The 21,319-nt window shown below is 63.4% G+C and carries 20 protein-coding genes and 1 tRNA gene; 6 read left to right on the plus strand and 15 right to left on the minus strand.

From position 1 onward, the window contains the following. Window positions 1-85 precede the first annotated feature (85 nt). A tRNA-Pro gene (locus ACOABP_RS02480) sits at window positions 86-162 on the plus strand. Window positions 163-235: 73 nt separating this feature from the next. Here ACOABP_RS02480 and ACOABP_RS02485 read toward each other — a convergent pair. Beyond that, entirely contained in the window at window positions 236-481 is a 246-nt protein-coding gene (locus ACOABP_RS02485; protein ID WP_474226817.1) for a hypothetical protein, read from the minus strand. 665 nt (window positions 482-1,146) lie between these two features. On the opposite strand from ACOABP_RS02485, the gene infA reads away from it, so the two are divergent. The 3 genes from infA to ACOABP_RS02500 all read left to right on the plus strand — a co-directional run bounded on the left by infA (window position 1,147) and on the right by ACOABP_RS02500 (window position 3,113). Continuing rightward, window positions 1,147-1,368, plus strand: coding sequence for a translation initiation factor IF-1 (infA, locus tag ACOABP_RS02490; RefSeq protein ID WP_008641674.1), 222 nt, complete (start codon window positions 1,147-1,149; stop codon window positions 1,366-1,368). Between the two features lie 182 nt (window positions 1,369-1,550). Further along, on the plus strand, window positions 1,551-2,027 hold the full coding sequence (locus ACOABP_RS02495; protein ID WP_474226818.1) for a SixA phosphatase family protein: 477 nt from the start codon (window positions 1,551-1,553) through the stop codon (window positions 2,025-2,027). Between the two features lie 234 nt (window positions 2,028-2,261). Then, window positions 2,262-3,113 carry a GNAT family N-acetyltransferase gene (locus ACOABP_RS02500; protein ID WP_474226819.1) on the plus strand — a complete coding sequence of 284 codons (852 nt, stop codon included), beginning with the start codon at window positions 2,262-2,264 and terminating at the stop codon, window positions 3,111-3,113. A 221-nt stretch (window positions 3,114-3,334) separates the two neighbouring features. Here the strand turns inward: ACOABP_RS02500 and ppx are convergent, their stop codons facing one another. Beyond that, on the minus strand, window positions 3,335-4,867 hold the full coding sequence (gene ppx, locus ACOABP_RS02505; RefSeq protein ID WP_474226820.1) for an exopolyphosphatase: 1,533 nt from the start codon (window positions 4,865-4,867) through the stop codon (window positions 3,335-3,337). A gap of 113 nt (window positions 4,868-4,980) precedes the next feature. Between ppx and ppk1 the strand changes: the two genes are divergently transcribed. Further along, a complete protein-coding gene (gene ppk1 / locus ACOABP_RS02510) occupies window positions 4,981-7,101 on the plus strand; it encodes a polyphosphate kinase 1 (RefSeq protein ID WP_474226821.1) in 2,121 nt (706 codons plus the stop codon). A 120-nt stretch (window positions 7,102-7,221) separates the two neighbouring features. Here ppk1 and phoR read toward each other — a convergent pair whose 3' ends face one another. The 11 genes from phoR to ACOABP_RS02565 all read right to left on the minus strand — a co-directional run bounded on the left by phoR (window position 7,222) and on the right by ACOABP_RS02565 (window position 19,528). Then, on the minus strand, window positions 7,222-8,574 hold the full coding sequence (gene phoR / locus ACOABP_RS02515; RefSeq protein WP_474226822.1) for a phosphate regulon sensor histidine kinase PhoR: 1,353 nt from the start codon (window positions 8,572-8,574) through the stop codon (window positions 7,222-7,224). 139 nt (window positions 8,575-8,713) lie between these two features. Beyond that, the gene (phoB, locus tag ACOABP_RS02520; RefSeq protein WP_066735924.1) at window positions 8,714-9,421 is read right to left on the minus strand and encodes a phosphate regulon transcriptional regulator PhoB; all 708 of its coding nucleotides are present in this window, start codon (window positions 9,419-9,421) and stop codon (window positions 8,714-8,716) included. Window positions 9,422-9,456: 35 nt separating this feature from the next. Further along, a complete protein-coding gene (gene phoU / locus ACOABP_RS02525; protein ID WP_066735943.1) occupies window positions 9,457-10,161 on the minus strand; it encodes a phosphate signaling complex protein PhoU in 705 nt (234 codons plus the stop codon). A gap of 56 nt (window positions 10,162-10,217) precedes the next feature. Then, window positions 10,218-11,006 carry a phosphate ABC transporter ATP-binding protein PstB gene (gene pstB / locus ACOABP_RS02530; RefSeq protein WP_061959259.1) on the minus strand — a complete coding sequence of 263 codons (789 nt, stop codon included), beginning with the start codon at window positions 11,004-11,006 and terminating at the stop codon, window positions 10,218-10,220. 54 nt (window positions 11,007-11,060) lie between these two features. Next, entirely contained in the window at window positions 11,061-11,963 is a 903-nt protein-coding gene (gene pstA, locus ACOABP_RS02535; protein ID WP_474226823.1) for a phosphate ABC transporter permease PstA, read from the minus strand. After that, window positions 11,960-12,925, minus strand: a complete 966-nt coding sequence (gene pstC / locus ACOABP_RS02540) for a phosphate ABC transporter permease PstC (RefSeq protein WP_474226824.1) — start codon at window positions 12,923-12,925, stop codon at window positions 11,960-11,962. The genes pstA and pstC overlap by 4 nt, the downstream gene beginning before the upstream one ends. 143 nt (window positions 12,926-13,068) lie before the next feature. Continuing rightward, the gene (gene pstS, locus ACOABP_RS02545; protein WP_474226825.1) at window positions 13,069-14,100 is read right to left on the minus strand and encodes a phosphate ABC transporter substrate-binding protein PstS; all 1,032 of its coding nucleotides are present in this window, start codon (window positions 14,098-14,100) and stop codon (window positions 13,069-13,071) included. Between the two features lie 311 nt (window positions 14,101-14,411). Further along, a complete protein-coding gene (gene glmM, locus ACOABP_RS02550) occupies window positions 14,412-15,758 on the minus strand; it encodes a phosphoglucosamine mutase (RefSeq protein WP_474226826.1) in 1,347 nt (448 codons plus the stop codon). Window positions 15,759-15,762: 4 nt separating this feature from the next. Beyond that, on the minus strand, window positions 15,763-16,632 hold the full coding sequence (folP, locus tag ACOABP_RS02555; RefSeq protein WP_474226827.1) for a dihydropteroate synthase: 870 nt from the start codon (window positions 16,630-16,632) through the stop codon (window positions 15,763-15,765). Between the two features lie 115 nt (window positions 16,633-16,747). After that, window positions 16,748-18,649 (minus strand): ATP-dependent zinc metalloprotease FtsH, encoded by a 1,902-nt coding sequence (gene ftsH, locus ACOABP_RS02560; RefSeq protein ID WP_474226828.1) that lies wholly within the window; start codon window positions 18,647-18,649, stop codon window positions 16,748-16,750. A gap of 207 nt (window positions 18,650-18,856) precedes the next feature. Then, window positions 18,857-19,528 carry an RlmE family RNA methyltransferase gene (locus ACOABP_RS02565; protein ID WP_474226829.1) on the minus strand — a complete coding sequence of 224 codons (672 nt, stop codon included), beginning with the start codon at window positions 19,526-19,528 and terminating at the stop codon, window positions 18,857-18,859. Window positions 19,529-19,688: 160 nt separating this feature from the next. On the opposite strand from ACOABP_RS02565, the gene ACOABP_RS02570 reads away from it, so the two are divergent. After that, window positions 19,689-20,192, plus strand: coding sequence for a YhbY family RNA-binding protein (locus tag ACOABP_RS02570; RefSeq protein ID WP_066735910.1), 504 nt, complete (start codon window positions 19,689-19,691; stop codon window positions 20,190-20,192). Between the two features lie 108 nt (window positions 20,193-20,300). On the opposite strand, the gene ACOABP_RS02575 is transcribed toward ACOABP_RS02570, so the two are convergent. Both ACOABP_RS02575 and greA read right to left on the minus strand, forming a co-directional pair. Next, on the minus strand, window positions 20,301-20,804 hold the full coding sequence (locus ACOABP_RS02575; protein WP_474226830.1) for a DUF4149 domain-containing protein: 504 nt from the start codon (window positions 20,802-20,804) through the stop codon (window positions 20,301-20,303). 15 nt (window positions 20,805-20,819) lie between these two features. Beyond that, the gene (gene greA / locus ACOABP_RS02580) at window positions 20,820-21,296 is read right to left on the minus strand and encodes a transcription elongation factor GreA (protein WP_474226831.1); all 477 of its coding nucleotides are present in this window, start codon (window positions 21,294-21,296) and stop codon (window positions 20,820-20,822) included. Between the last annotated feature and the right edge of the window lie 23 nt (window positions 21,297-21,319).

Below are 21,319 nucleotides of genomic sequence, written 5' to 3' on the forward strand. Positions count from 1 at the left end.
TACGTGCCCGCCACTTGCGCGCGTTGCAATCCTCCGCACGCCGCATTTGACCTGGCCGCATGTGTCGCGATAGAATCGCCGGCTTCGGAGCGTAGCGCAGCCTGGTAGCGCATCTGATTTGGGATCAGAGGGTCGTAGGTTCGAATCCTATCGCTCCGACCATATTTGCAGGCAGTTTTAGGTAGTGGATGAAGGGCTTGCGTTGAAAGACGTGAGCCCTTTTTCTTTGGTTCGATCACGCAATGACGCGACGGTCGCCCTGCTCCTGTATTTTCCTGTCATTGTGCAGATCGCCCGCACTGCTTGCCTCATGCACCACCGGCATTTCCAGTTCCTCGACGTGCGCTTCGAGCAGACGTAGCTGCTTGCGTGCCTCGGCCGCCCTGAACAGGTCCCATACTGCACAGAGGGCGCCCAGACCGTACAGCTCGATCGGCGCGCCCAGGATAATGCATGCCACCAGGGCAAAGATTGCGCACATTGCCGTTCCCCGTTTCTAGTTTTGTTGTGTCGCGAATACGCCCCTTCTTTATCGGGACGGCGGCATTCTGCAGGACAAAGGTTACGGAAACCACCTCGCGGACTCCATCCTTGCGGCGGATTGCTCGCCCGGGACGGGCGTGGTCATGCATAGACGGGCACCAGTGCGGCAGCGCAGCATGGCTTCAGGCGCCTGTACATGGCGTTTGCGCAACAGCGCGGGCACCCATGCTGCGCCTGCGTAGCTGGTGTGATCGTGCTACAATCGCGCGTCAGTTCGGGGTATCTGAGCATGCCCTGTTACCCGGGAAAGCGCCGCCTGGCGCACTGGAAAACCACCGGCCCGCCCTCATATTGTTCAGATATGACGGTGCGGATGCGTTGCCGGCCCCGGAAACACCTTGCCCGCTGTCCCCGTGATGTACACGGATGCGCCAGACGCCCGCGCAACCGCAAGTGGCAAGGCAATCGTCAGGGTCATCCGCGCCCCTTCTCGATTCTCTGACCCGCCTGGCTTCCATGGTTTGCCGGCCGGTCAGCTTGCTTCCCGACGACGTATCGCGCGGCTGCCGCCTTGGCGGCAAGACGTGGATGCGCGCGACCGGGCGCCCACAGGATACTCACCAACTTAACGCAGCTTTCGTGGCTGCCACAAAGGAAAACAGATTGGCTAAGGAAGAACTCATTGAATTTGGCGGCGTGGTGTCGGAAGCCCTGCCCGACAACCGTTATCGCGTGACGCTGGAAAACGGCGTGGAAATCTGGGCATACGCTTCGGGCAAGATGCAAAAGCACCGCATCCGCATCCTGGCCGGCGACCGCGTCACCCTGGAAATGTCGCCTTACGACCTGACCAAGGGCCGCATCAACTTCCGCCACAAGTCCTGAGTTCGCGGCGCGCAGCCGATGCGCCGCTGTCACGCGGCTGACATCGCTGCTACCGACACTGACGGGCTATCCGTGGGCCTTGCCCACTGGATGGCCCGTTTTGTTTTTGGCGGCCCGGTCGCGCACTTGCGGCTCGTGCCGTGCGTCACCATACTCAAGGCTCGACGAAGCCCCTGCCGAACATGAACCTGATTCTCTGGCGTCACGCCGAAGCCGAAGACCTGCCGGATGCGCTGAGCATCTCGCGCAGCGCGGATCTCCAGCGACCGCTGACCCGCCGCGGCCGCAAGCAGGCCGAGACGTGCGCCAACTGGCTGCGCGCCCGACTGCCCGCTGACTACCGCGTGGTCTGCAGCCCAGCCCTGCGTACGCGCGAAACCGCGGCGGCGCTGTCCGGCAACGCCGAAATCCTGGAAGACCTGGCGCCCGGCGCCGACGTGGGCGCCGTGCTGGCCGCCATCGACTGGCCGCAAGGCAACGACCACACCGTAGTGGTCGGCCACCAGCCGTGGATCGGCCAACTGGCCAGCCTGCTGCTGGCCGGCCAGGAACTGCCGTGGAGCGTGAAGAAAAGCGGCATCTGGTGGCTGGCCGGCCGCACGCGCGAGAACGAAGCCCAGGTCGTGCTGCGCGCGGTCATCCAGCCCGACCTCCTTTGAGCCATTTTTAGGACAACGGCGGCGGAAATAAGATTCTGCTGCCACAAATTCGACATCAGTTTGTTCTTTTGGACGATCGACGATGTGCGCTAGCCGCGGCCTGCTCTATGGTTAAGGCTTGTGCCCAGCGACAGCGATGTGTCAGTCACGGAAGCGTCATCATCGGTTCATGGCGCTGTCACCCGGCCTATCTACATTGTTTCGAAGCCGTTTCGTCACCGAAAGGACACACTGATGCGAGACTTACCGACGCCTACCCAGCCGCTCTTCGACTCCTTGCCCACTGGCCTGACCGGCCAGTCGGCGCGGAGGCGTCTTCCTCGTCAGCCAGCACAACTCCAAACCCAAGCTCAAGCTCCGGCGCCTGCTTTCAGCGTGGCGTGGGCACGTCATCAAGACGAAGTAGCCGAGGCCCAACGCCTGCGCTACAAGGTGTTCGCCGAGGAAATGGGCGCGCGCCTGCAATCGTCGGCCAACGAGACCGACGTCGACATGTTCGACGCCTACTGCGACCACCTGATCGTGCGCGACCAGGAAACGCTCAAAGTCGTGGGCACCTACCGCGTGCTGCCGCCGCACCAGGCCAAACGCATCGGCTGCCTCTATGCCGAATCCGAATTCGACCTGGTCCGCCTGGCGCACCTGCGCCCGAAGATGCTGGAACTGGGCCGTTCGTGCGTACACCGCGACTATCGCTCGGGCAGCGTGATCATGGCCCTGTGGGGCGGCCTGGGCGAATACCTGCAGCGCTACAATCTCGAAACGATGCTGGGCTGCGCCAGCGTGCCGATGAGCGATGGCGGCCACTACGCGGCCAGCCTCTATCGTCAGTTCGCCGAAAAGTCGCTGGCACCGATCGAATATCACGCCTTCCCGCGCGTGCCGCTGCCTGTGGACGACCTGAACCAGGCGCTAGACGTGGAGCCCCCCGCGCTGATCAAGGGCTATCTGCGCCTGGGCGCCAAGATCTGCGGCCTGCCGGCCTGGGATCCAGATTTCAACGTTGCCGATTTCCTGACACTGCTGCGCGTGCGCGACATGAACTCGCGCTATGCCCGGCATTTCCTGGGCATTCAATCGGCCTGACCGCTGATCAGCAGCCCCCCTCCCACCGGACGAAACGGCTGATCGATCCGGAACCGGAAGCAAAAAAACGGCGACTCATTGGAGTCGCCGTTTTTCGTTGCCTGTTTGTTGTTTGTTGTTTGTTGTTTGTTGTTTGCCGGTTGCCGGTTGCCGGTTGCCGGTTGGCAATGACCCATTACCCGTTGCCCAGGCCGATGGCGTCAGACGCGCCTCAGGCCGTTTCAGACGTAGACGACCTTGTAGCGCTTGCCCACCCGCTCCCATTCGTCGGCTTCCTGTGCCAGGCTGTATTCCACCAGCGGATTGGCGTCGATCCACGATTTCGGAAGGCGCACCTCGAAGCCTTCATCCAGCTCGTCCGACCGCTGCCTGACATGGATGTGCGGCAGCTTCATGTCGCCACGTCGGCGGCATAACACAAACGCCAGCCGCAGGCTGAACAACATGCGCCAGTCCACGAATTTTCCGCTGCCGGAGAGCTTGCCCAACTTGCCCGCATGGCCCAGCAGCAGCGTCGCCAGGCGTGCCTGGTCGGTCTTGGAGAACCCGGGCATGTCCGCATGCGTGGCGATATAGGCCGAATGCTTGTGATAGCCGCTGTGCGAGATGGTCATGCCAATCTCGTGCAGGCTGGCCGCCCAGCCCAGCAGCGCCAGGTTGTCCTCGCGGCGCTCGTTGCGCGGCTCGGGAAACTGCGCCAGCAGATCACGGGCTGCCTGCCCCACGCGCGTCGCCTGAGCACGATCCACGGCGTAGCGGCGCATGAACTGGTCGACGGTCACCGTCCGCATGTCCTCGTGGTGGCTGCGGCCCAGCAGGTCGTACAGCACGCCCAGGCGCAGTGCGCCGTCCGTGACGTCCATGCGGTCGATATCGAGTTCGTCAAACACGCCGAGCATGATCGACAGGCCGCCAGGCAGCACCGGAATCCGGTCGGCCTTCAGGCCCGTCAGCTTCACGCGATTGGTGTTCTCGGCCTTGACCAGCGCCCGCTTCAGGCGCTCCAGCCCCTCGCGCGTGATGCCATGCTCGGACGTGCTGTCGTTCATGCCGTTGAGCTCGATCAGTTCAGCCAGCGCGCGCGCCGTACCGGACGACCCCACGGCCTGCTGCCAGCCGGCCGCCTTGTACTGACGCACCAGCACCTGGATTTCGCGGCGCGCGGCCAGTTCGGCTTGCTTGAACGCGTACTCGTCGACGTTGCCGCTCGGAAAGAACTGGCGGCTGTGCGATACGCAGCCGATGTACAGGCTTTCCATCAACTTGGACTGATACCCGCTACCAATGATGAATTCGGTAGAGCCGCCGCCGATATCGACGACCAGCCGGTTGCCCTGGCAGGCCGGCGCGTCATGCGAAGCGCCCAGGTAGATCAGGCGCGCTTCTTCGCGGCCGGCGATCACTTCGATGGGGAACCCCAGCGCGGCTTCGGCTTCGATCAGGAAGTCCGAAGCATTCTTGGCCACGCGCAGCGTGTTGGTTGCCACCGCGCGCACCTGCTCGGGTGCGAAGTCGCGCAGGCGGTCGCCAAAACGGCGCAGCGCGTCGACGCCTCGGCGGCGTGCCGGCTGGTCCAGATACTTGTCCGGCGTCAGGCCGGCAGCCAGCCTGACGGGCTCGCGCAGCGCGTCGACCTGGAAGATCTGGCTGGCGGGGCCCGAGGCGGTGGGCGTTTCATCCACCCGCCCGATCATCAGGCGGAAGCTGTTGGAGCCCATGTCTACGGCGGCCAGCAAGCGGGGATTCTGTGTCATTGCGTCAGTATTACGCGGGGATCGGCCCTGGGCGGGCCAAAACCCGAAAGATTATGTCCCTGTCATGTCTACATCATGACAAAATCAAAGTGTCATCAAAATGACACGGATCTATGAAAAAGTCGCCTCATCGCCAAAATAAGGTCATAGACATGTCGACGACGCCGCCTGGCTCGCTCTGGAACCGCGAGCTGGGCATTCTGGAATTCAACGCGCGCGTGCTTGCGCAGGCCGCCGACCCCAATGTCCCGTTGCTGGAACGGCTGAAGTTCATCTGTATCGTGTCCAGCAACCTGGACGAGTTTTTTGAGATCCGGATGGCCGGTCTGAAGGAGCAGATGCGGGACAACGCATCGGGCCTGACGCCCGATGGCCTCTCGTTCCAGCAGACCTACCAGCTTGTCACGGAGCGCACGCAGCGGCTCGTGGCCTCGCAGTATGACATGCTGCAGAACGTCATTTTCCCCGCGCTGGAAAAAGAAGGGGTGTTTTTTCACCTGACCGGGACCTGGACGGACGCCCAGCGGGACTGGGCACGCGACTTCTTCGTGCGCGAACTGGGGCCGGTCCTGACGCCGATCGCGCTGGACCCCGCACATCCGTTCCCGCGCGTGCTCAACAAGAGCCTGAACTTCGTGATCGAGCTGTCCGGCAAGGACGCCTTTGGCCGCGACGCCGACCTGGCCATCGTCCAGGCCCCGCGCGCACTGCCGCGTGTGGTACGCATGCCGGAGAAGCTGTCGGGCTATCCGTACGGCTTTGTGATGCTCTCGTCGTTCATGCAGGCGTTTGTCCACGAACTGTTCCCGGCCATCGAGGTACAGGGCTGCTACCAGTTCCGTGTCACGCGCAATTCCGACCTGTTCGTGTCCGAGGACGAAATCACCGACCTGCGCGAAGCGCTGCAAGGCGAGTTGCCCACACGTCACTTTGGCGACATGGTGCGCCTGGAAGTGTCTTCCGACACGCCCCCGGCCCTGGCGCGGCGCCTGCTGCTGGAATCGGGCCTGACCGAACAGGACCTGTATCGCGTGGGCGGCCCGGTGAACCTGGTGCGGCTGATGCAGATTCCCGACCTGGTGGACCGCCCTGCCCTCAAGTACCCGCCGCATGTGCCGGCCGTGGTCAAGGCCTTCCAGCCCGGCACGAGCATGTTCGACGTGATCCGCCAGCGCGATGTGCTGCTGCATCATCCGTACGAGAGCTTCTCGTCGGTGCTGGACCTGATGCAGGCGGCTGCCAACGACCCGAACGTAGTGGCGATCAAGCAGACCGTCTATCGCACCGGCAACGAGTCGGCCGTGATGGAGGCGCTGATGACGGCGGCCCGCAACGGCAAGGAAGTGACCGTGGTGGTGGAATTGCTGGCGCGCTTCGACGAAGAAACCAACATCAACTGGGCGGAACGGCTGGAATCGGCCGGCGCCCATGTGGTGTATGGCGTGGTGGGCCACAAATGCCACGCCAAGATGCTGCTGATCGTGCGGCGCGAGCCCGCAAGCCCGAAGGCCAAGAATGCCGTGCTGCGGCGCTATGTCCACCTGGGCACCGGCAACTATCATCCGCGCACCGCCCGGCTGTACACCGACTTCGGCCTGCTTACCACCAATGAACAGGTCTGCGAGGACGTCCACCACGTGTTCCAGCTGCTGACGGGCACGGCCGGCACGATCCGGCTGAACCACCTGTGGCAGTCGCCGTTCACGATGCACAGCAACCTGGTGGAGCATATCCGCGCCGAGGCCCGCAACGCGCGTGCCGGCAAGCGGGCACGCATCATCGCCAAGATGAACGCGCTGCTGGAGCCGACCATCATCGACGAGCTTTACAAGGCGTCGCGCGCGGGCGTGAAGATCGACCTGATCGTGCGCGGGGTGTGCGCCCTGCGCGCCGGTGTGCCGGGCCTGTCGGAGAACATTTCGGTGCGCTCGATCGTCGGCCGCTTCCTGGAGCACCACCGCGTGTATTACTTCCACGCGGCGGGCGAAGACGTGCTGTACCTGTCCAGCGCCGACTGGATGGACCGCAACCTGTTCCGCCGCGTCGAAGTGGCCTTCCCCATCCTGGATCGCACGCTCAAGGCGCGCGTGATCAAGGAAGGGCTGCAGGTGCATCTGCGCGACAACGCCTCTGCCTGGATCATGGAGCCCGACGGCGAATACGTCCGCAGGCCTTCGCGGGCCAAGCTGCAGCGCGTCAGCCAGCACGAACTGCTACTGAAGTTCGGCACCTGAGCCCGACCGGGCTCCGCAATGGCAAAAGGCCGCTACCCTGCCGGGAGCGGCCTTTTTGACGTGGTGCGGAAGGGTGTGCATGGGGCCGACGAACACGCCGGCCCGCTGGCCTGCCGGCCCTTATGCCGCGTGCCGCGAGGTGTCGCCCAGTTGCGGCAGAGGCTGCGCGGCGTCCGGTTCGTAGCCGCTGCGGTCCACGGGAAAGACGATGCGGAACGTACTGCCGCGGCCTACCTCGCTGGTCACGCGCAGGTCGGCATGGTGGCGCGACAACACGTGCTTGACAATAGCCAGGCCCAGGCCAGTGCCGCCCGTATCGCGCGAACGGCTGCGATCCACGCGGTAGAAGCGCTCGGTCAGGCGCGGGATATGCTCGGGCGCGATACCCAGGCCCGTGTCGCTGACCGAGAACACGGAGTGCCCATCGGTGAAGGTCATGCGGATGGCAATGCGCCCGCCATCGGGCGTGTAGCGCACCGCGTTCGACACCAGGTTGCCCAGCGCGGACAGCAGTTCGCCCTCCGCGCCGCGCAGCACCACGGCGGTATCGATATCGGTCTCGATGTCGTGCCGCCCTTGCGACAACGCCTCGGCATCGTGCACCAGGTGCGCGGCCAGGGCAGGCACGTTGACACGGTCGTGCGAAGGCGGCTGCGCATCGGATTCCAGCTTCGCCAGCGCCAGCAGGTCTTCGACGATATGTTGCATCCGCATCGACTGCACCAGCATCAGTTCGATATAGCGCTTGCGGTCTTCCTCCGAGACCGGCAGGTCGCGCACCGTCTCCAGGAAACCGGTCAGCACTGTCAGCGGCGTCTTCAATTCGTGCGAGACATTGGCAACGAAGTCGCGCCGCATCGCCTCGGTGTTTTCAACCTTGGTAATGTCCTGCGTCAGCACGAGCTTGCGGTTTTCGCCATAGGGCAGGATCTGCACGGATGTGATGCCGCGCTTGTGCTCGCCCATGTCGCGCATCACCAGCGGTTCGTCGTAGCGCTCGCGTGTCAGGTAGTGGACAAATTCGGGCCGGCGGATCAGGTGCGTGATGCGCTGGCGCACGTCGCGCCGGGCGTTCAGCCCGAAGTGCTGCTCGGCCACGCCATTGCACCATTCGATCTGGTCGGCATCGTCAAGCATCAGCACCCCATAGGGCGACGCCTGGATGGCCTGGATGAACCGGGTGTGCTGCTGCTCCACCTGCAGCACCTGGGTGCGCCAGCGCTTGACCAGCCGGTGCAGGCGGTAATACACCTCGCCCCACAGCCCAAGTGCGCTGGGGATCTCACCGTAAGCCGGCGCGTCGAGCACCCGCCACAGACGGTTGATCTGGAACAGGTAGTACCCCAGCAGCAGGAACAGCGAAATGGATAGGAAAAGCAGGCCGGGCACGGCGCCGGCTACGGCATACAGGCCTGCGGCAATCAGCACGAGACCGGCAAGGATGGCCGCGGAACGGGCCCAGATGACATTCATGCGAGGAGTAGAAGAAGTTCAGACTGCGTTCGCACTGCGACAGAGTCTGCCACAACATCGACCGCAGCGTTGCATTTAGCCGGCATTATCCGACATCGGCCGGCGCGGCCCCCGCTGCTCCGCCGCCGGCCGGGTCCGGTCAGTGGCTGGGCGACCGCGCCAGGCGATAGCCGCTGCCCCGAACCGTCTCGATCATGTTGCTGTATCCGCCAGGGGTCAGTGCGGCACGCAGTCGCTTGATGTGCACGTCAACCGTACGCTCTTCCACGAACACGTGGTCGCCCCAGACCTGGTCCAACAGTTGTGACCGGCTATGCACACGTTCCGGATGCGTCATCAGGAAGTGCAACAGACGGAATTCCGTCGGGCCCAGGTCCAGCTTGATCGGGCCACTGTCGTCCTGGCCGGTCACGCGATGCGTGGCCGGGTCGAGCCGCAGGCCGTTGATGGCAACCACGTCGTCGGTCAACTGCGGCGCACGGCGGCGCAACACGGCCTTGATACGGGCCAGCAACTCCTTCGGCGAGAAGGGCTTGGTCACGTAATCGTCCGCACCGGCTTCCAGGCCCATCACCTTGTCCTGCTCTTCGCTGCGGGCGGTGAGCATGATGATCGGGATCTGCTTGGTGCGGTCGTTGGTCCGCAGCTCCTTGGCGAAGGTCGCGCCCGACTTGCCCGGGAGCATCCAGTCCAGCAACACGAGGTCCGGCAGGACATCGCTCATCAGCGACAGCGCCTGCTCGGCGTTGTACGCACGAATCGGATAGTGCCCCGCGTGCTGGAGATTGACGGCGATCAGTTCGGCGATCGCCGGTTCGTCTTCGACAACGAGAATACTGCTCGGCATGTAATAGTTCTCCGCTTATCAGTGCTGGCGCGTTTTCAGCTCAACGCTTCGCGCTCCATGTCTTCGCGTGAGGCATGGCGTACGTCCGTGCCCTTCACGATGTAGATGATGAATTCGGCAATGTTCTTCGCGTGGTCGCCGATACGCTCGACGGCCTTGGCAATGAACAGGAAGTCCAGCGCCACCGAGATCGTGCGCGGGTCTTCCATCATGTAGGTAATCAGCTTGCGCACGAAGGCACGGAATTCCTCGTCGATGGCCTTGTCGTCCTTGACGATGCGGGCAGCCGCCACGGTGTCCAGGCGCGCGAACGCGTCCAGGGCCTGGCGCAGCAGGTTGATGGCCATCTCGCCGGACAGCTTCACTTCGGCATAGTTGATGTTGTGCGCGGCCGCATCTTCCATGATGTGCTTGGTCCGCTTGGCGATCTTCTCGGCCTCGTCGCCGGCGCGTTCGAGGTTGGTGATCGTCTTCGAGATCGCCATCACCAGGCGCAGGTCGCGGGCGGTGGGCTGGCGGCGCGCGATGATGTTGCCACAGTCGGCATCGATCTCGACTTCGAGCGCGTTCAGCTGCTGCTCGCGGACCATGACCTGGTCGGCCAGGTCACCATCGAAGTCGGCCAGCGCGCGCATGGCCATCTCGATCTGCGACTCCACCAGGCCACCCATCTGCAGCAGCTTGGTGTTGATCGCGTTGAGGTCGGCGTCGAACTGGGTCGACAGGTGCTTGTCAGTCATGATGTTCTCCTGGCCGCTTTCCGAATGCTGGATATGTCCTGCAAAGCCGTTGCGGATCAACCGAAGCGGCCGGTAATGTAGTCTTCGGTTTCCTTGCGGTGCGGCTTGATGAAGATCTTCTCGGTCTCGCCGAACTCGATCAGCTCGCCCAGGTACATGTAGGCGGTGTAGTCCGAGCAGCGCGCGGCCTGCTGCATGTTGTGGGTCACGATCACCACCGTGTACTCGTCCTTCAGCTCGGCGATCAGTTCCTCGATGCGGCCCGTGGAAATCGGGTCCAGCGCCGAGCACGGCTCGTCCAGCAGCAGCACTTCGGGGCGGATGGCGATGCCGCGCGCAATGCACAGGCGCTGCTGCTGGCCGCCCGACAGGCCGTAGCCCGACTGGTGCAGCTTGTCCTTGGCCTCGTTCCACAGCGCGGCCTTCGACAGGGCCCACTCCACGCGGTCGTCCATTTCCGAGCGCGACAGCTTCTCGAACAGGCGTACCCCAAACGCGATATTGTCATAAATCGACATCGGGAACGGTGTCGGCTTCTGGAACACCATGCCCACCTTGGCGCGCAGCAGGGAGATGTCCTGCTTGCTCGTCAGCAGGTTCTCGCCGTCCATGTTGATCTCGCCCTCGGCACGTTGCTCGGGGTACAGCGCAAACATCTTGTTGAACGTGCGCAGCAGCGTCGACTTGCCGCACCCCGACGGGCCGATGAACGCCGTGACCTTGCGGTCCGGGATCGACATGTTGATGTTCTTCAGCGCGTGGAACTGGTTGTAGTAGAAGTTCAGGTTCCGCACGTCGATCTTGGCGCGCACGGTATCGGGAATATCGATGACGGTAGAGGTCATGCTGATGTCTCGCTTGAATTCGGTAGTCAGGTCAGGCGTGATGCGTGGCGCCGCTTATTTCTTGAACAGGACGCGTGCGACGATATTCAGCGCAAGCACTCCGATGGTAATCAGGAACACGCCGGCCCAGGCCAGTTGCTGCCATTCCGTGAACGGGCTCATGGCAAAGCGGAAAATCGTCACGGGCAGGTTGGCCATCGGCTTGTTCAGGTCGGCGCTCCAGAACTGGTTGGACAGCGCGGTGAACAGCAGCGGCGCGGTTTCGCCGGCGATACGGGCCACGGCCAGCAGCACGCCGGTCACGATGCCCGCATACGACGACTTGACCGTGATCGACATCACCATCTTCCACTTCGGCGTACCCAGGGCCACCGCGGCCTCGCGCAGTGCGTTCGGCACCAGGTTCAGCATGTTCTCGGTGGTGCGCACCACGATCGGAATCTGCAGCAGCGCCAGGGCGCACACGCCGGCCCAGCCCGAGAAGTGGCCCATGCGGGTCACCACCAGCGCGTAGACGAACAGGCCGATCACAATCGACGGCGCCGACAGCAGGATGTCGTTGATGAAGCGGATAAGGCTTGCCAGCGGCGACTTCTGGCCATACTCGGCCAGGTAGATGCCGGCCAGGATGCCCAGCGGCGTACCGACCAGCGTTGCCACGCCCACCAGCACGAAGCTGCCGAAAATGGCGTTGGCAAGACCACCGCCGGCGGTGTTCGGGGCCGGCGTCATCTGCGTGAACAGGTCGAGCGACAGGCCGCCAATGCCCAGCGAGATGGTGGTCCAGAGAATCCACGCGAGCCAGAACAGGCCGAACGCCATGGCACCCAGCGAGGCAGCCAGGGCAAAGGCATTGATGCGTCGGCGCGAACTCTGGAGCCGAGTGCGGACGGCTTCGGAATCGGGACGGACGGCGGGAATGGACGAAGTGGACACGGCTTGACTGGCTTGGTTCATTTGCCACCCTCATTCTTTGCAAGGCGCAACAGCAGGATCTTGGACAGGGCCAGCACCACGAACGTGATGAAGAACAGGATCAGGCCCAGTTCCATCAGCGCGGCGGTATGCAGGCCGGCACCGGCTTCGGCGAATTCGTTGGCCAGCGCCGAGGTGATGCTGTTGCCCGGCGAAAACAGCGACACGTTGTCGAGCAGGTTGGTGTTGCCGATCACGAACGTGACAGCCATGGTCTCGCCCAGCGCGCGGCCCAGGCCGAGCATGACGCCGCCGATCACACCGGCACGCGTATAGGGCAGCACCACGCGCCACATCACTTCCCACGTGGTGCAGCCGATGCCGTACGCCGATTCCTTCAGCAGCACCGGCGTGACTTCGAACACATCGCGCATCACCGAGGCGATGTACGGGATGATCATGATCGCCAGGATCACGCCCGCGCACAGCAGGCCGATGCCCAGCGGCGCGCCCTGGAACAGCTTGCCGATCACCGGCACCTGCCCCACCGTATTGGCGAGCGGCTTCTGGAAATATTCGCCGAAGATCGGCGCGAACACGAGCAGACCCCACATGCCGTAGACAATGGACGGCACGGCGGCGAGCAGCTCGATGGCGGTACCGAGCGGCCGGCGCAGCCACACGGGCGACAGCTCGGTAAGAAACAGTGCGATGCCGAAGCTGACCGGCACGGCGATGATGAGGGCGACCAGCGAGGTAACCAGCGTGCCGTAGATCGGCACGAGCGCGCCGTACACGTCGGCGGGTGGATCCCATTCGGCGGTCCACAGGAACGAAAAGCCGTACTGCTTGATCGAGGGCCACGCGCTGATGGCGAGCGATACGATGATGCCGCCCAGCAGCAGCAGGGTGACGATGGCGGCGCCGCGGGTCAGGCCGCCGAACAGGATGTCGCCAAGGCGGCTGGGAGGCCGGACGGCTGGAAGATCGGACGTAGTCGCCATGATGGAAATCGGTAGGTGGAACAAGTGCCGCGGTGGCGCCACGGCCACCGCGGCCCCGCCACGCAGTGCCCGCCCCGCGCTCAGGCGGACCGGGCTTGCGTGCCGGGCCGTACTTCAGTACAGCAAAAGCTTAGTACAGCGGCTTAGTACAGGGCCTTGCCCGAACCGTCCTTGATGCTCTGCTTCCAGGTCGCGCGGATCTGGTTGGCAACGGCGTCCGGCAGCGGCACGTAGTCCAGGTCCGAAGCCATTGCACCGCCGCTCTTGTAGGCCCAGTCAAAGAACTTCATGACTTCCTGGCCCTGGGCCGGCTTTTCCTGCGTCTTGTGCAGCAGGATGAACGTGGCGCCAGCGATCGGCCATGCGGCCTTGCCCGGCTGGTTCGTCAGGATCTGGTAGAACGACTTGTTCCAGTCGGCACCGGCGGCAGCAGCCTTGAAGGCGTCGTCGCTCGGCTGCACCACTTCGCCCGACGAGTTCTTCATCGTCAGGTACGTCATCTTGTTCTGCTTGGCGTAGGCGTACTCGACGTAGCCGATGGCGCCATTCAGACGCTGCACGAAAGCGGCCACGCCTTCGTTGCCCTTGCCGCCCGTGCCGCCACCCGGCCAGTTCACGGTCGTGCCCTCGCCTACCGTGCTCTTCCAGTCATTGCTGACCTTCGACAGGTAGTTCGTGAAGATGAACGTCGTACCCGAGCCATCGGCGCGGCGCACCGGCAGGATGTCCTGGCTCGGCAGCTTGGCCTTCGGGTTCAGGGCCTTGATCGCGGGATCGTCCCACTTCTTGATCTTGCCCAGGTAGATGCTGGCCAGCACGTCGCCGGTGATGGTCAGTTCGCCCGGCTTCACGCCTTGCAGGTTGATCACGGGCACCACGCCGCCGATCACGGTCGGGAACTGGATCAGATTGCCCTTGACCAGTTCCTCGTCCTTCAGGGGAGCGTCCGAAGCGCCGAAATCGACCGTCTTGGCGTTGATCTGCTTGATGCCGCCCGACGAACCGATGGATTGATAGTTGACCTTGTTACCCGTTGCTTTTTGGTAGGCGTCGGCCCACTTGGAATACACGGGCGCCGGGAAAGAAGCGCCTGCACCGGTAATTTCCGCCGCGAACGCAGTACCCGCCACCACAATCGACACGATGCCTGCTACGGCAGTCTTGACCAGCTTCATATGTCCTCCAGAGAACATTGGTTGGGAATGACAAATTTTTGACAAGGCGAACTGTATGCCGCTTGTATGACAGTTCCATGACATCTCGAAATCTTCTTCAAAGACCCGGCCAAATGGCCGATATTCCCCACCCGTCACGAAACCGTCTTCTCGCCGTGCTTTAATCGCCACTCCCATTCTGACCACGTTTGCATCACTCCATCGTGAACGGCATGTCGGTTAATTGCTAAATTTCGGATAGAAAACGCCACGGACCAGGGCCGTGGCGTCGCGGTGTGCGTTGGGGTCCTTGCGGTCCCCAAGGGCAATCGTCAGGCGGCGCGCAACGCGTTGGCGAGCGTCTGCGCGGCGCGTTCGGCGGTTTCCACCTGTTCGGCTTCGACCATCACGCGCACCACCGGCTCGGTACCCGATGCGCGGATCAGCACGCGCCCCCGGCCTTCCAGTTCGGGCTCGACCTGCTCCCGGGCAGCCTTCAGGCCGGCGTGGCTCTGCCAGTCAAAGCCCTTTTCCACACGCACGTTGATCAGCGTTTGCGGGAACAGGTGAACACCATCCAGCAGTTCCGCCAGCGTCTTGCCGCTGCGGCGCAGCGCGGCCAGCACCTGCAGTGCCGACACGATGCCGTCGCCGGTGGTGTGGCGATCCAGGCACAAAAGGTGACCCGAACCTTCGCCGCCAAGCTGCCAGCCGCGTTTGTTCAGTTCTTCCAGCACGTAGCGGTCACCAACCTTGGCGCGCACGAAATCCACGCCCAGGCGCTTGAGCGCCAGTTCCACGGCCATATTGGTCATCAGCGTGCCAACTGCACCTTCCACCTTCTGGCCGGACGCCTGGCGATCGCGCACGATCAGGTACAGCAGTTCGTCACCGTTGTAGAGACGACCCTGTGCATCCACCACCTGCAGCCGGTCGGCGTCGCCGTCGAAGGCCAGGCCGACATCCGCACGATGGCTGCGCACGGCCTCCACGAGCTTTTCCGGAGCGGTTGCACCATAACCGGCGTTGATATTGCGACCATCGGGCTGATTGCCGATCGGAATGACCTCGGCGCCAAGTTCGTGGAACACGTGCGGGGCGATGTGGTACGCCGCGCCGTGCGCGCAGTCCACCACCACGCGCAGGCCGTGCAGGTCCTGCTCATACGGGAACGTACTCTTGCAGAACTCGATGTAGCGGCCGGCGGCGTCGTCGATGCGCTTGGCGCGACCCAGATCCTCCGAGCGCACGCACATCATCGGCTCTTCCATCAGCGCCTCGATCTTTGCCTCGACTTCATCGGGCAGCTTGTCGCCCGAGGCCGAGAAGAACTTGATGCCGTTGTCGTAATACGGATTGTGGCTGGCCGAAATCACCACGCCGGCTGCCAGGCGCAGCGCGCGCGTCAGGTAGGCAATGGCGGGGGTCGGCAGCGGGCCCGTCAGGCGCACGTTGACGCCTGCGGCCGTGAAACCGGCCTCAAGGGCGGCTTCGAGCATGTAGCCCGAAATCCGCGTGTCCTTGCCGATCAGCACGGTCGGCCGGCCTTGCGACGTCTTCTGCCCCAGCGCCAGCACCTTGCCTGCGGCATAGCCGAGCCGCATCACAAAATCGGGCGTAATCGGCGCCTCGCCTACCCTGCCCCGTACGCCATCCGTCCCGAAATACTTGCGTGTCATCTGATCATTCTCCTTGCTGCCCCTGCGGGGCAACTGACTCATGGCGGATCGCCCACCAGACCTTGAGGGCGTCCACGGTTTGTTCTACGTCATGCACGCGCACGATATATGCGCCTTTCTCCGCGGCACAGACCGCCGCGGCGATACTGGCCGCCACGCGGCCCTGTGGCGGCTTGCCGCCGACGATGGCCCCGAGCGTCGACTTGCGCGATAGCCCGGCCAGCACCGGCAGCCCGTCGATCGCCAGTTCCGGCATCTGTCCGAGCAGGCGCAGATTATGATCCGGCGTCTTGCCAAATCCAAACCCCGGATCGAGCGAAATACGTGAATCGTCCACGCCCGCCGCACGCAGGGTTGACACCCGCTCGCGCAGGAAATCCACGACTTCCGCCACCACGTCGACGTACTGGGGATCTTCCTGCATGGTCTGGGGATCGCGCTGCATATGCATGACGCACAGGGCCGCCTGCCCCGCCGACACCGCTTCGACGGCGCCGGGCATGCGGAAGCCCCAGATATCGTTGATCAAATCGGCTCCGCCCGCCAGTGCGGCCCGCATCACCTCGGGCTTGTATGTGTCGATTGACAACGGCTTGCCGCAGCCGGCCAGCGCCTCGACGATAGGCATGACACGGTCAAGTTCCTGATCCAGGGGCAACGCCGCCGATCCGGGCCGGCTCGACTCCCCGCCGATGTCGATGATGTCTACACCCTCGGCAATCATCTGCTCGGCATGGCGCAGCGCCGTATCGCGCGAGGCGTGCTGGCCGCCATCCGAGAACGAATCGGGGGTCACGTTAAGGATGCCCATTACCAGCGGGCGGCGACTGCGGGCAAATCGATAGCGCCCGCACTGGAAGAACTCGATCGACAAGATGTACACCTGAAAAACAAAAAGCCGGCGCACCAGGCACCGGCTTCGGAGGCTATCAGAATCCGCCGCGTTTGAAACCGTTGCAAACGGTCTGTTACGCGGCGGTGCAGCCCGATTACACCGTATCGTCGACGCGCGCCGTGGCGGGCGCATTGGTCGGGGCTACGGGCGAACCACCCGGAGGCGTGCTGCCGCCACCGCTCGGACCCTGCAGGCCACGCGGCGGGCGCGGAGGCTTGCCGGCCATGATGTCGTTCACCTGGTCGGCGTCGATCGTTTCCCACTCCATCAGCGCATTGGTCATGGCTTCGACCTTGTCGCGATTCTCTTCGAGCAGGCGCTTGGCCAGCGCATATTGCTCGTCGATGATGGTGCGGATTTCCCCGTCGACCTTCTGCTGCGTGGCTTCCGACACCGTCTTCGACGACAGCTTGCCGAACATGCCGTCCTGCTCGGTATCCACGTAGACCATGGCACCCAGCGAGTCGCTCATGCCGAAGCGGGTCACCATGTCGCGGGCGATCTTGGTGGCACGTTCGAAGTCGTTCGAGGCACCGGTGCTCATGGCGTTGAGGAAGACCTCTTCGGCAGCGCGGCCGCCGAACAGGATCGCGATTTCCTCAAGCATGTTGTCCTTGTACTTCGAGTACTTGTCGTGCTCCGGCAACTGCCAGGTCACGCCCAGCGCCCAGCCACGCGGCATGATCGTAACCTTGTGGACCGGATCGGCCTTCGGCAGCAGCTTGGCAACCACCGCGTGGCCCGACTCGTGGTAAGCCGTGGCCTTGCGCTCTTCCTCGCGCATGACCGTCGACTTGCGCTCCGGACCCATGTAGATCTTGTCCTTGGCGTCCTCGAAGTCCTGCATGTCCACCACACGCTTGTTGCGGCGGGCGGCAAACAGCGCAGCCTCGTTGACCAGGTTGGCCAGGTCGGCGCCCGAGAAGCCTGGCGTACCGCGTGCGATCACCGATGCATCCACGTCGTTGCCGATCGGCACCTTGCGCATATGCACCTTCAGGATCTGCTCGCGGCCACGGATGTCCGGCAGGCCCACATAGACCTGGCGGTCAAAGCGACCCGGACGGAGCAGTGCCTTGTCCAGCACATCGGCGCGGTTGGTCGCGGCGATCACGATCACGCCCGAGTTGGCCTCGAAACCGTCCATCTCGACCAGCATCTGGTTCAGCGTCTGCTCGCGCTCGTCGTTACCGCCGCCCATGCCGGCGCCACGATGGCGGCCGACCGCGTCGATTTCGTCGATGAACACGATGCAGGGAGCCTGCTTCTTGGCGTTCTCGAACATGTCGCGCACGCGGGCAGCACCCACGCCGACGAACATTTCCACGAAGTCAGAACCCGAGATGCTGAAGAACGGCACCTTGGCTTCGCCGGCGATGGCGCGCGCGAGCAACGTCTTGCCGGTACCCGGAGGGCCCACCAGCAGCACGCCGCGCGGAATACGGCCGCCCAGTTTCTGGAATTTCTGCGGATCCTTCAGGAAGTCGACCAGTTCGACCACTTCCTCCTTGGACTCGTCGCAACCGGCCACATCGGCGAAGGTCACGGCGTTCTGGTTCTCGTCGATCAGGCGCGCACGGGACTTGCCGAACGAGAAGGCACCGCCTTTCCCGCCGCCCTGCATCTGCCGCATCATGTAGAACCAGAAGACGATGATCAGAAGCGTCGGTCCCAGGTAGTACAACGCCTGGACCAGCACGTTCGGCTCGTCGTCGGCCTTGCCGGTCACCTGGACGCCGTACTTCATCAGGTCGCCGACCATCCAGATATCACCCGGCGAGATGATGGTGTACTTGGCGCCTTCCTTCGGGGAGACCACCAGGTTACGGCCCTGCACGTCGACGCGCGACACCTTGCCGTTCTTGGCATCATCCATGAACTGCGAATAGGTGACCCCGTCCTGGGCACGCGGTTTGTCAAACTGCTTGAAGACGGTGAACAATACCAGCGCGATCACGAGCCAGATTGCCGCCTTTTGAAACAGGTTGTTATTCAAGGCCGAACTCCTTTGCAATTGCCTTGCCAACGGATAGCTGCATTGCATTGTAATGCAGCGCCCGCCCCCACAGGGAAATCTGATTCTATGAGCCTGATAGTGCCCGAGCCGCCAGCTCCGGGCAAGCGGGGCGATGCCCGGAACAAACCCGGATACCCCTGCTTTCGTGGGGGTGGCCGTTGTGGTCGTACACCGTCATGCATCCTGTCAGTCCACTGATTTCAGGTAACGCCCAAGAATGAAGGTTTCTGAAGACTTGTCGCGCGACGCCTTGGGCTTGCGCTTGGCGACAACCTTGAACTGACGCTTGAACTTCTCAACGATCTGGCTGTAGCCGGACCCGTGGAAGCACTTGACCAGCAGCGACCCCTCGGGCTTCAGGTGGGCCTGGGAAAATTCCAGCGCCAGATCGCACAAATACTCGATCCGCGCCGAATCCGCCGACGCCACACCGGACAAATTGGGGGCCATGTCCGAGATAACAAGGTCGATTCTCGACCCGCCCGATGCCTCCAGCACCACCTTTTCCAGTTCCCGGAACACTTCCTCCTCCCGGAAATCGCCCTGGATGAATATTACGTCGGCCACCGGCTCCATCGGGAGGATGTCGATGGCCACCACGGCGCCATCGATCTTGCCGTCCATCGCGCGGGGCGAAGCCGCCAGCTTGTTGCGGGCATACTGGCTCCAGCTGCCCGGCGCGGCACCCAGGTCGACAATGACCTGGCCGGGCTGGATCAGCTTGTCCTGGTCGTCGATTTCCTTGAGCTTGTAGGCCGCACGGGCGCGATACCCCTCGCGCTGCGCCATCTTCACGTAGGGATCGTTAATGTGGTCGTGGAGCCACGACTGGTTGAACTTGTTCTTGCCCTTGGCCATTAATGAGACTTGCCTTCTTGCAGGGAAATCCGGCTGCACGGCCACAATTCAAGGCCGAAAGCAGGTTTTTCTCCTGATTTGGTGATCTTTGCCGCCTCCCGGCGACCTTTTTTCGCATGGTTGACGGATAATACGCGCCAATCCGAAATTTGCTGCTCCAATGCCCGCTCTACAACTGATCTCTGCCCAACGTTCCGAACTGCGCTCGCGCGCCCACGGCCTCAACCCCGTGGTCATGATCGGCGCCGAAGGCCTGACCCCCGCCGTCCTGGCCGAAATCGACCGCAGCCTCGCGGCACATGACCTGATCAAGATCCGGGTGTTCGGTGACGAGCGCGATACGCGCATCGCCATCTACGAGGCCATTTGCGACGAACTCGACGCTGCGCCGATCCAGCATATCGGCAAGCTGCTGGTCATCTGGCGTCCGGGCCCTGCCCGCCTCAAGGAAAACCAGCCGGACGACATGGGTGCCGCCCGCCGTCGCCTGGGTACCGGCGCCGCCCCGCGTACCGTCATGGTTCGCAAGGCCACCGGTTCGACCCAGCGCCGCGCGCCCCGCACCGCCGTCAAGGTGCTCGGCAATGAACGCGTGACCCAGGCCGGCAACGTCAAGCGGGCTCGCGCACGGCCGTCCAGCCAGAAGAAGAAATCACTGGGCTGACCGGCAGGATCAGATTGGCTGCATGCCAATCGGTTCCCATGACCCAGCAAGAAAGGCGGCCATGGCCGCCTTTTTCCTTTTCCGGGGTCTTCCGGGCCTTTCCGCCGCTTATTCTCCAGCCGCTCGCGGCGCGCTGGCGCGCCAGACCAGCACCAGGGCCAGCAGGCTCTGCAGCAGGTAGAACACGCTCGACACGCCATGCAGCATGCCGAACTGGCTCTTGTACGGCGAATCCGACACACCCAGGTTCATCGCCTGGGCCTTGACCTTGAGCCCTTCCATGAACGGCTGCAGGCCGAAATAACCCGCCAGCACGCACACGAGCATGGACAGCACGATCCAGCGCAGGGCCCGATAACGCGCGGCGCCGCGGCGGATCAGCACATTGCACAACACCAGCTGCAGCACGCCGATCGTCACGCCGAGGATGGCCTCATAGCGGAACAGGTGTCCGGCAATCATGCCGGCCGTCTCGCGGCTGGGCAGCACGGCGAACAGCGTCGGTGCCACCATGTAACCGACCGTCCACAGGCTCCCCGCCCAGACCACGGTCAGCAGCAGGAAGATACGGTGTGGCAGCGGCGGCAGATTCGAGTACGAAGACGAGAACACCCGTGCCCCGCCGCGTCAGATGTAACGGACGGTGATGACTTCGTATTCGCGTTCGCCGCCCGGGGCCAGCACGGTGGCGACATCGCCCTCGAACTTGCCGATCAGGGCGCGCGCGATTGGCGAGCTGACCGAAATCTTGCCGCTGTCCAGATCGGCTTCGTCGTCGCCGACGATCTGGTAGCTCACGGCGTTGCCCGATTCCAGGTCTTCCAGGTCCACGGTGGCACCGAACACGATGCGACCGTCGGTGTCGAGCTGGGTCGGGTCGATAACCTGGGCGGCGGAGAGCTTGGCCTCCACTTCCTGAATACGGCCTTCGATGAATGCCTGCTTTTCCTTGGCAGCGTCGTACTCGGCGTTTTCCGACAGGTCGCCCTGGGCACGTGCCTCGGAGATGGCGTTGATCACCGCAGGACGTTCGACGGCCTTGAGGCGCTGCAGCTCTTCCTTCAGGAGTTCGGCGCCACGCTTGGTAATCGGAATGGTGCTCATTGTCTCGTTCAACAAAAAAATGA

This window comes from Cupriavidus sp. HE11, from assembly GCF_056097175.1.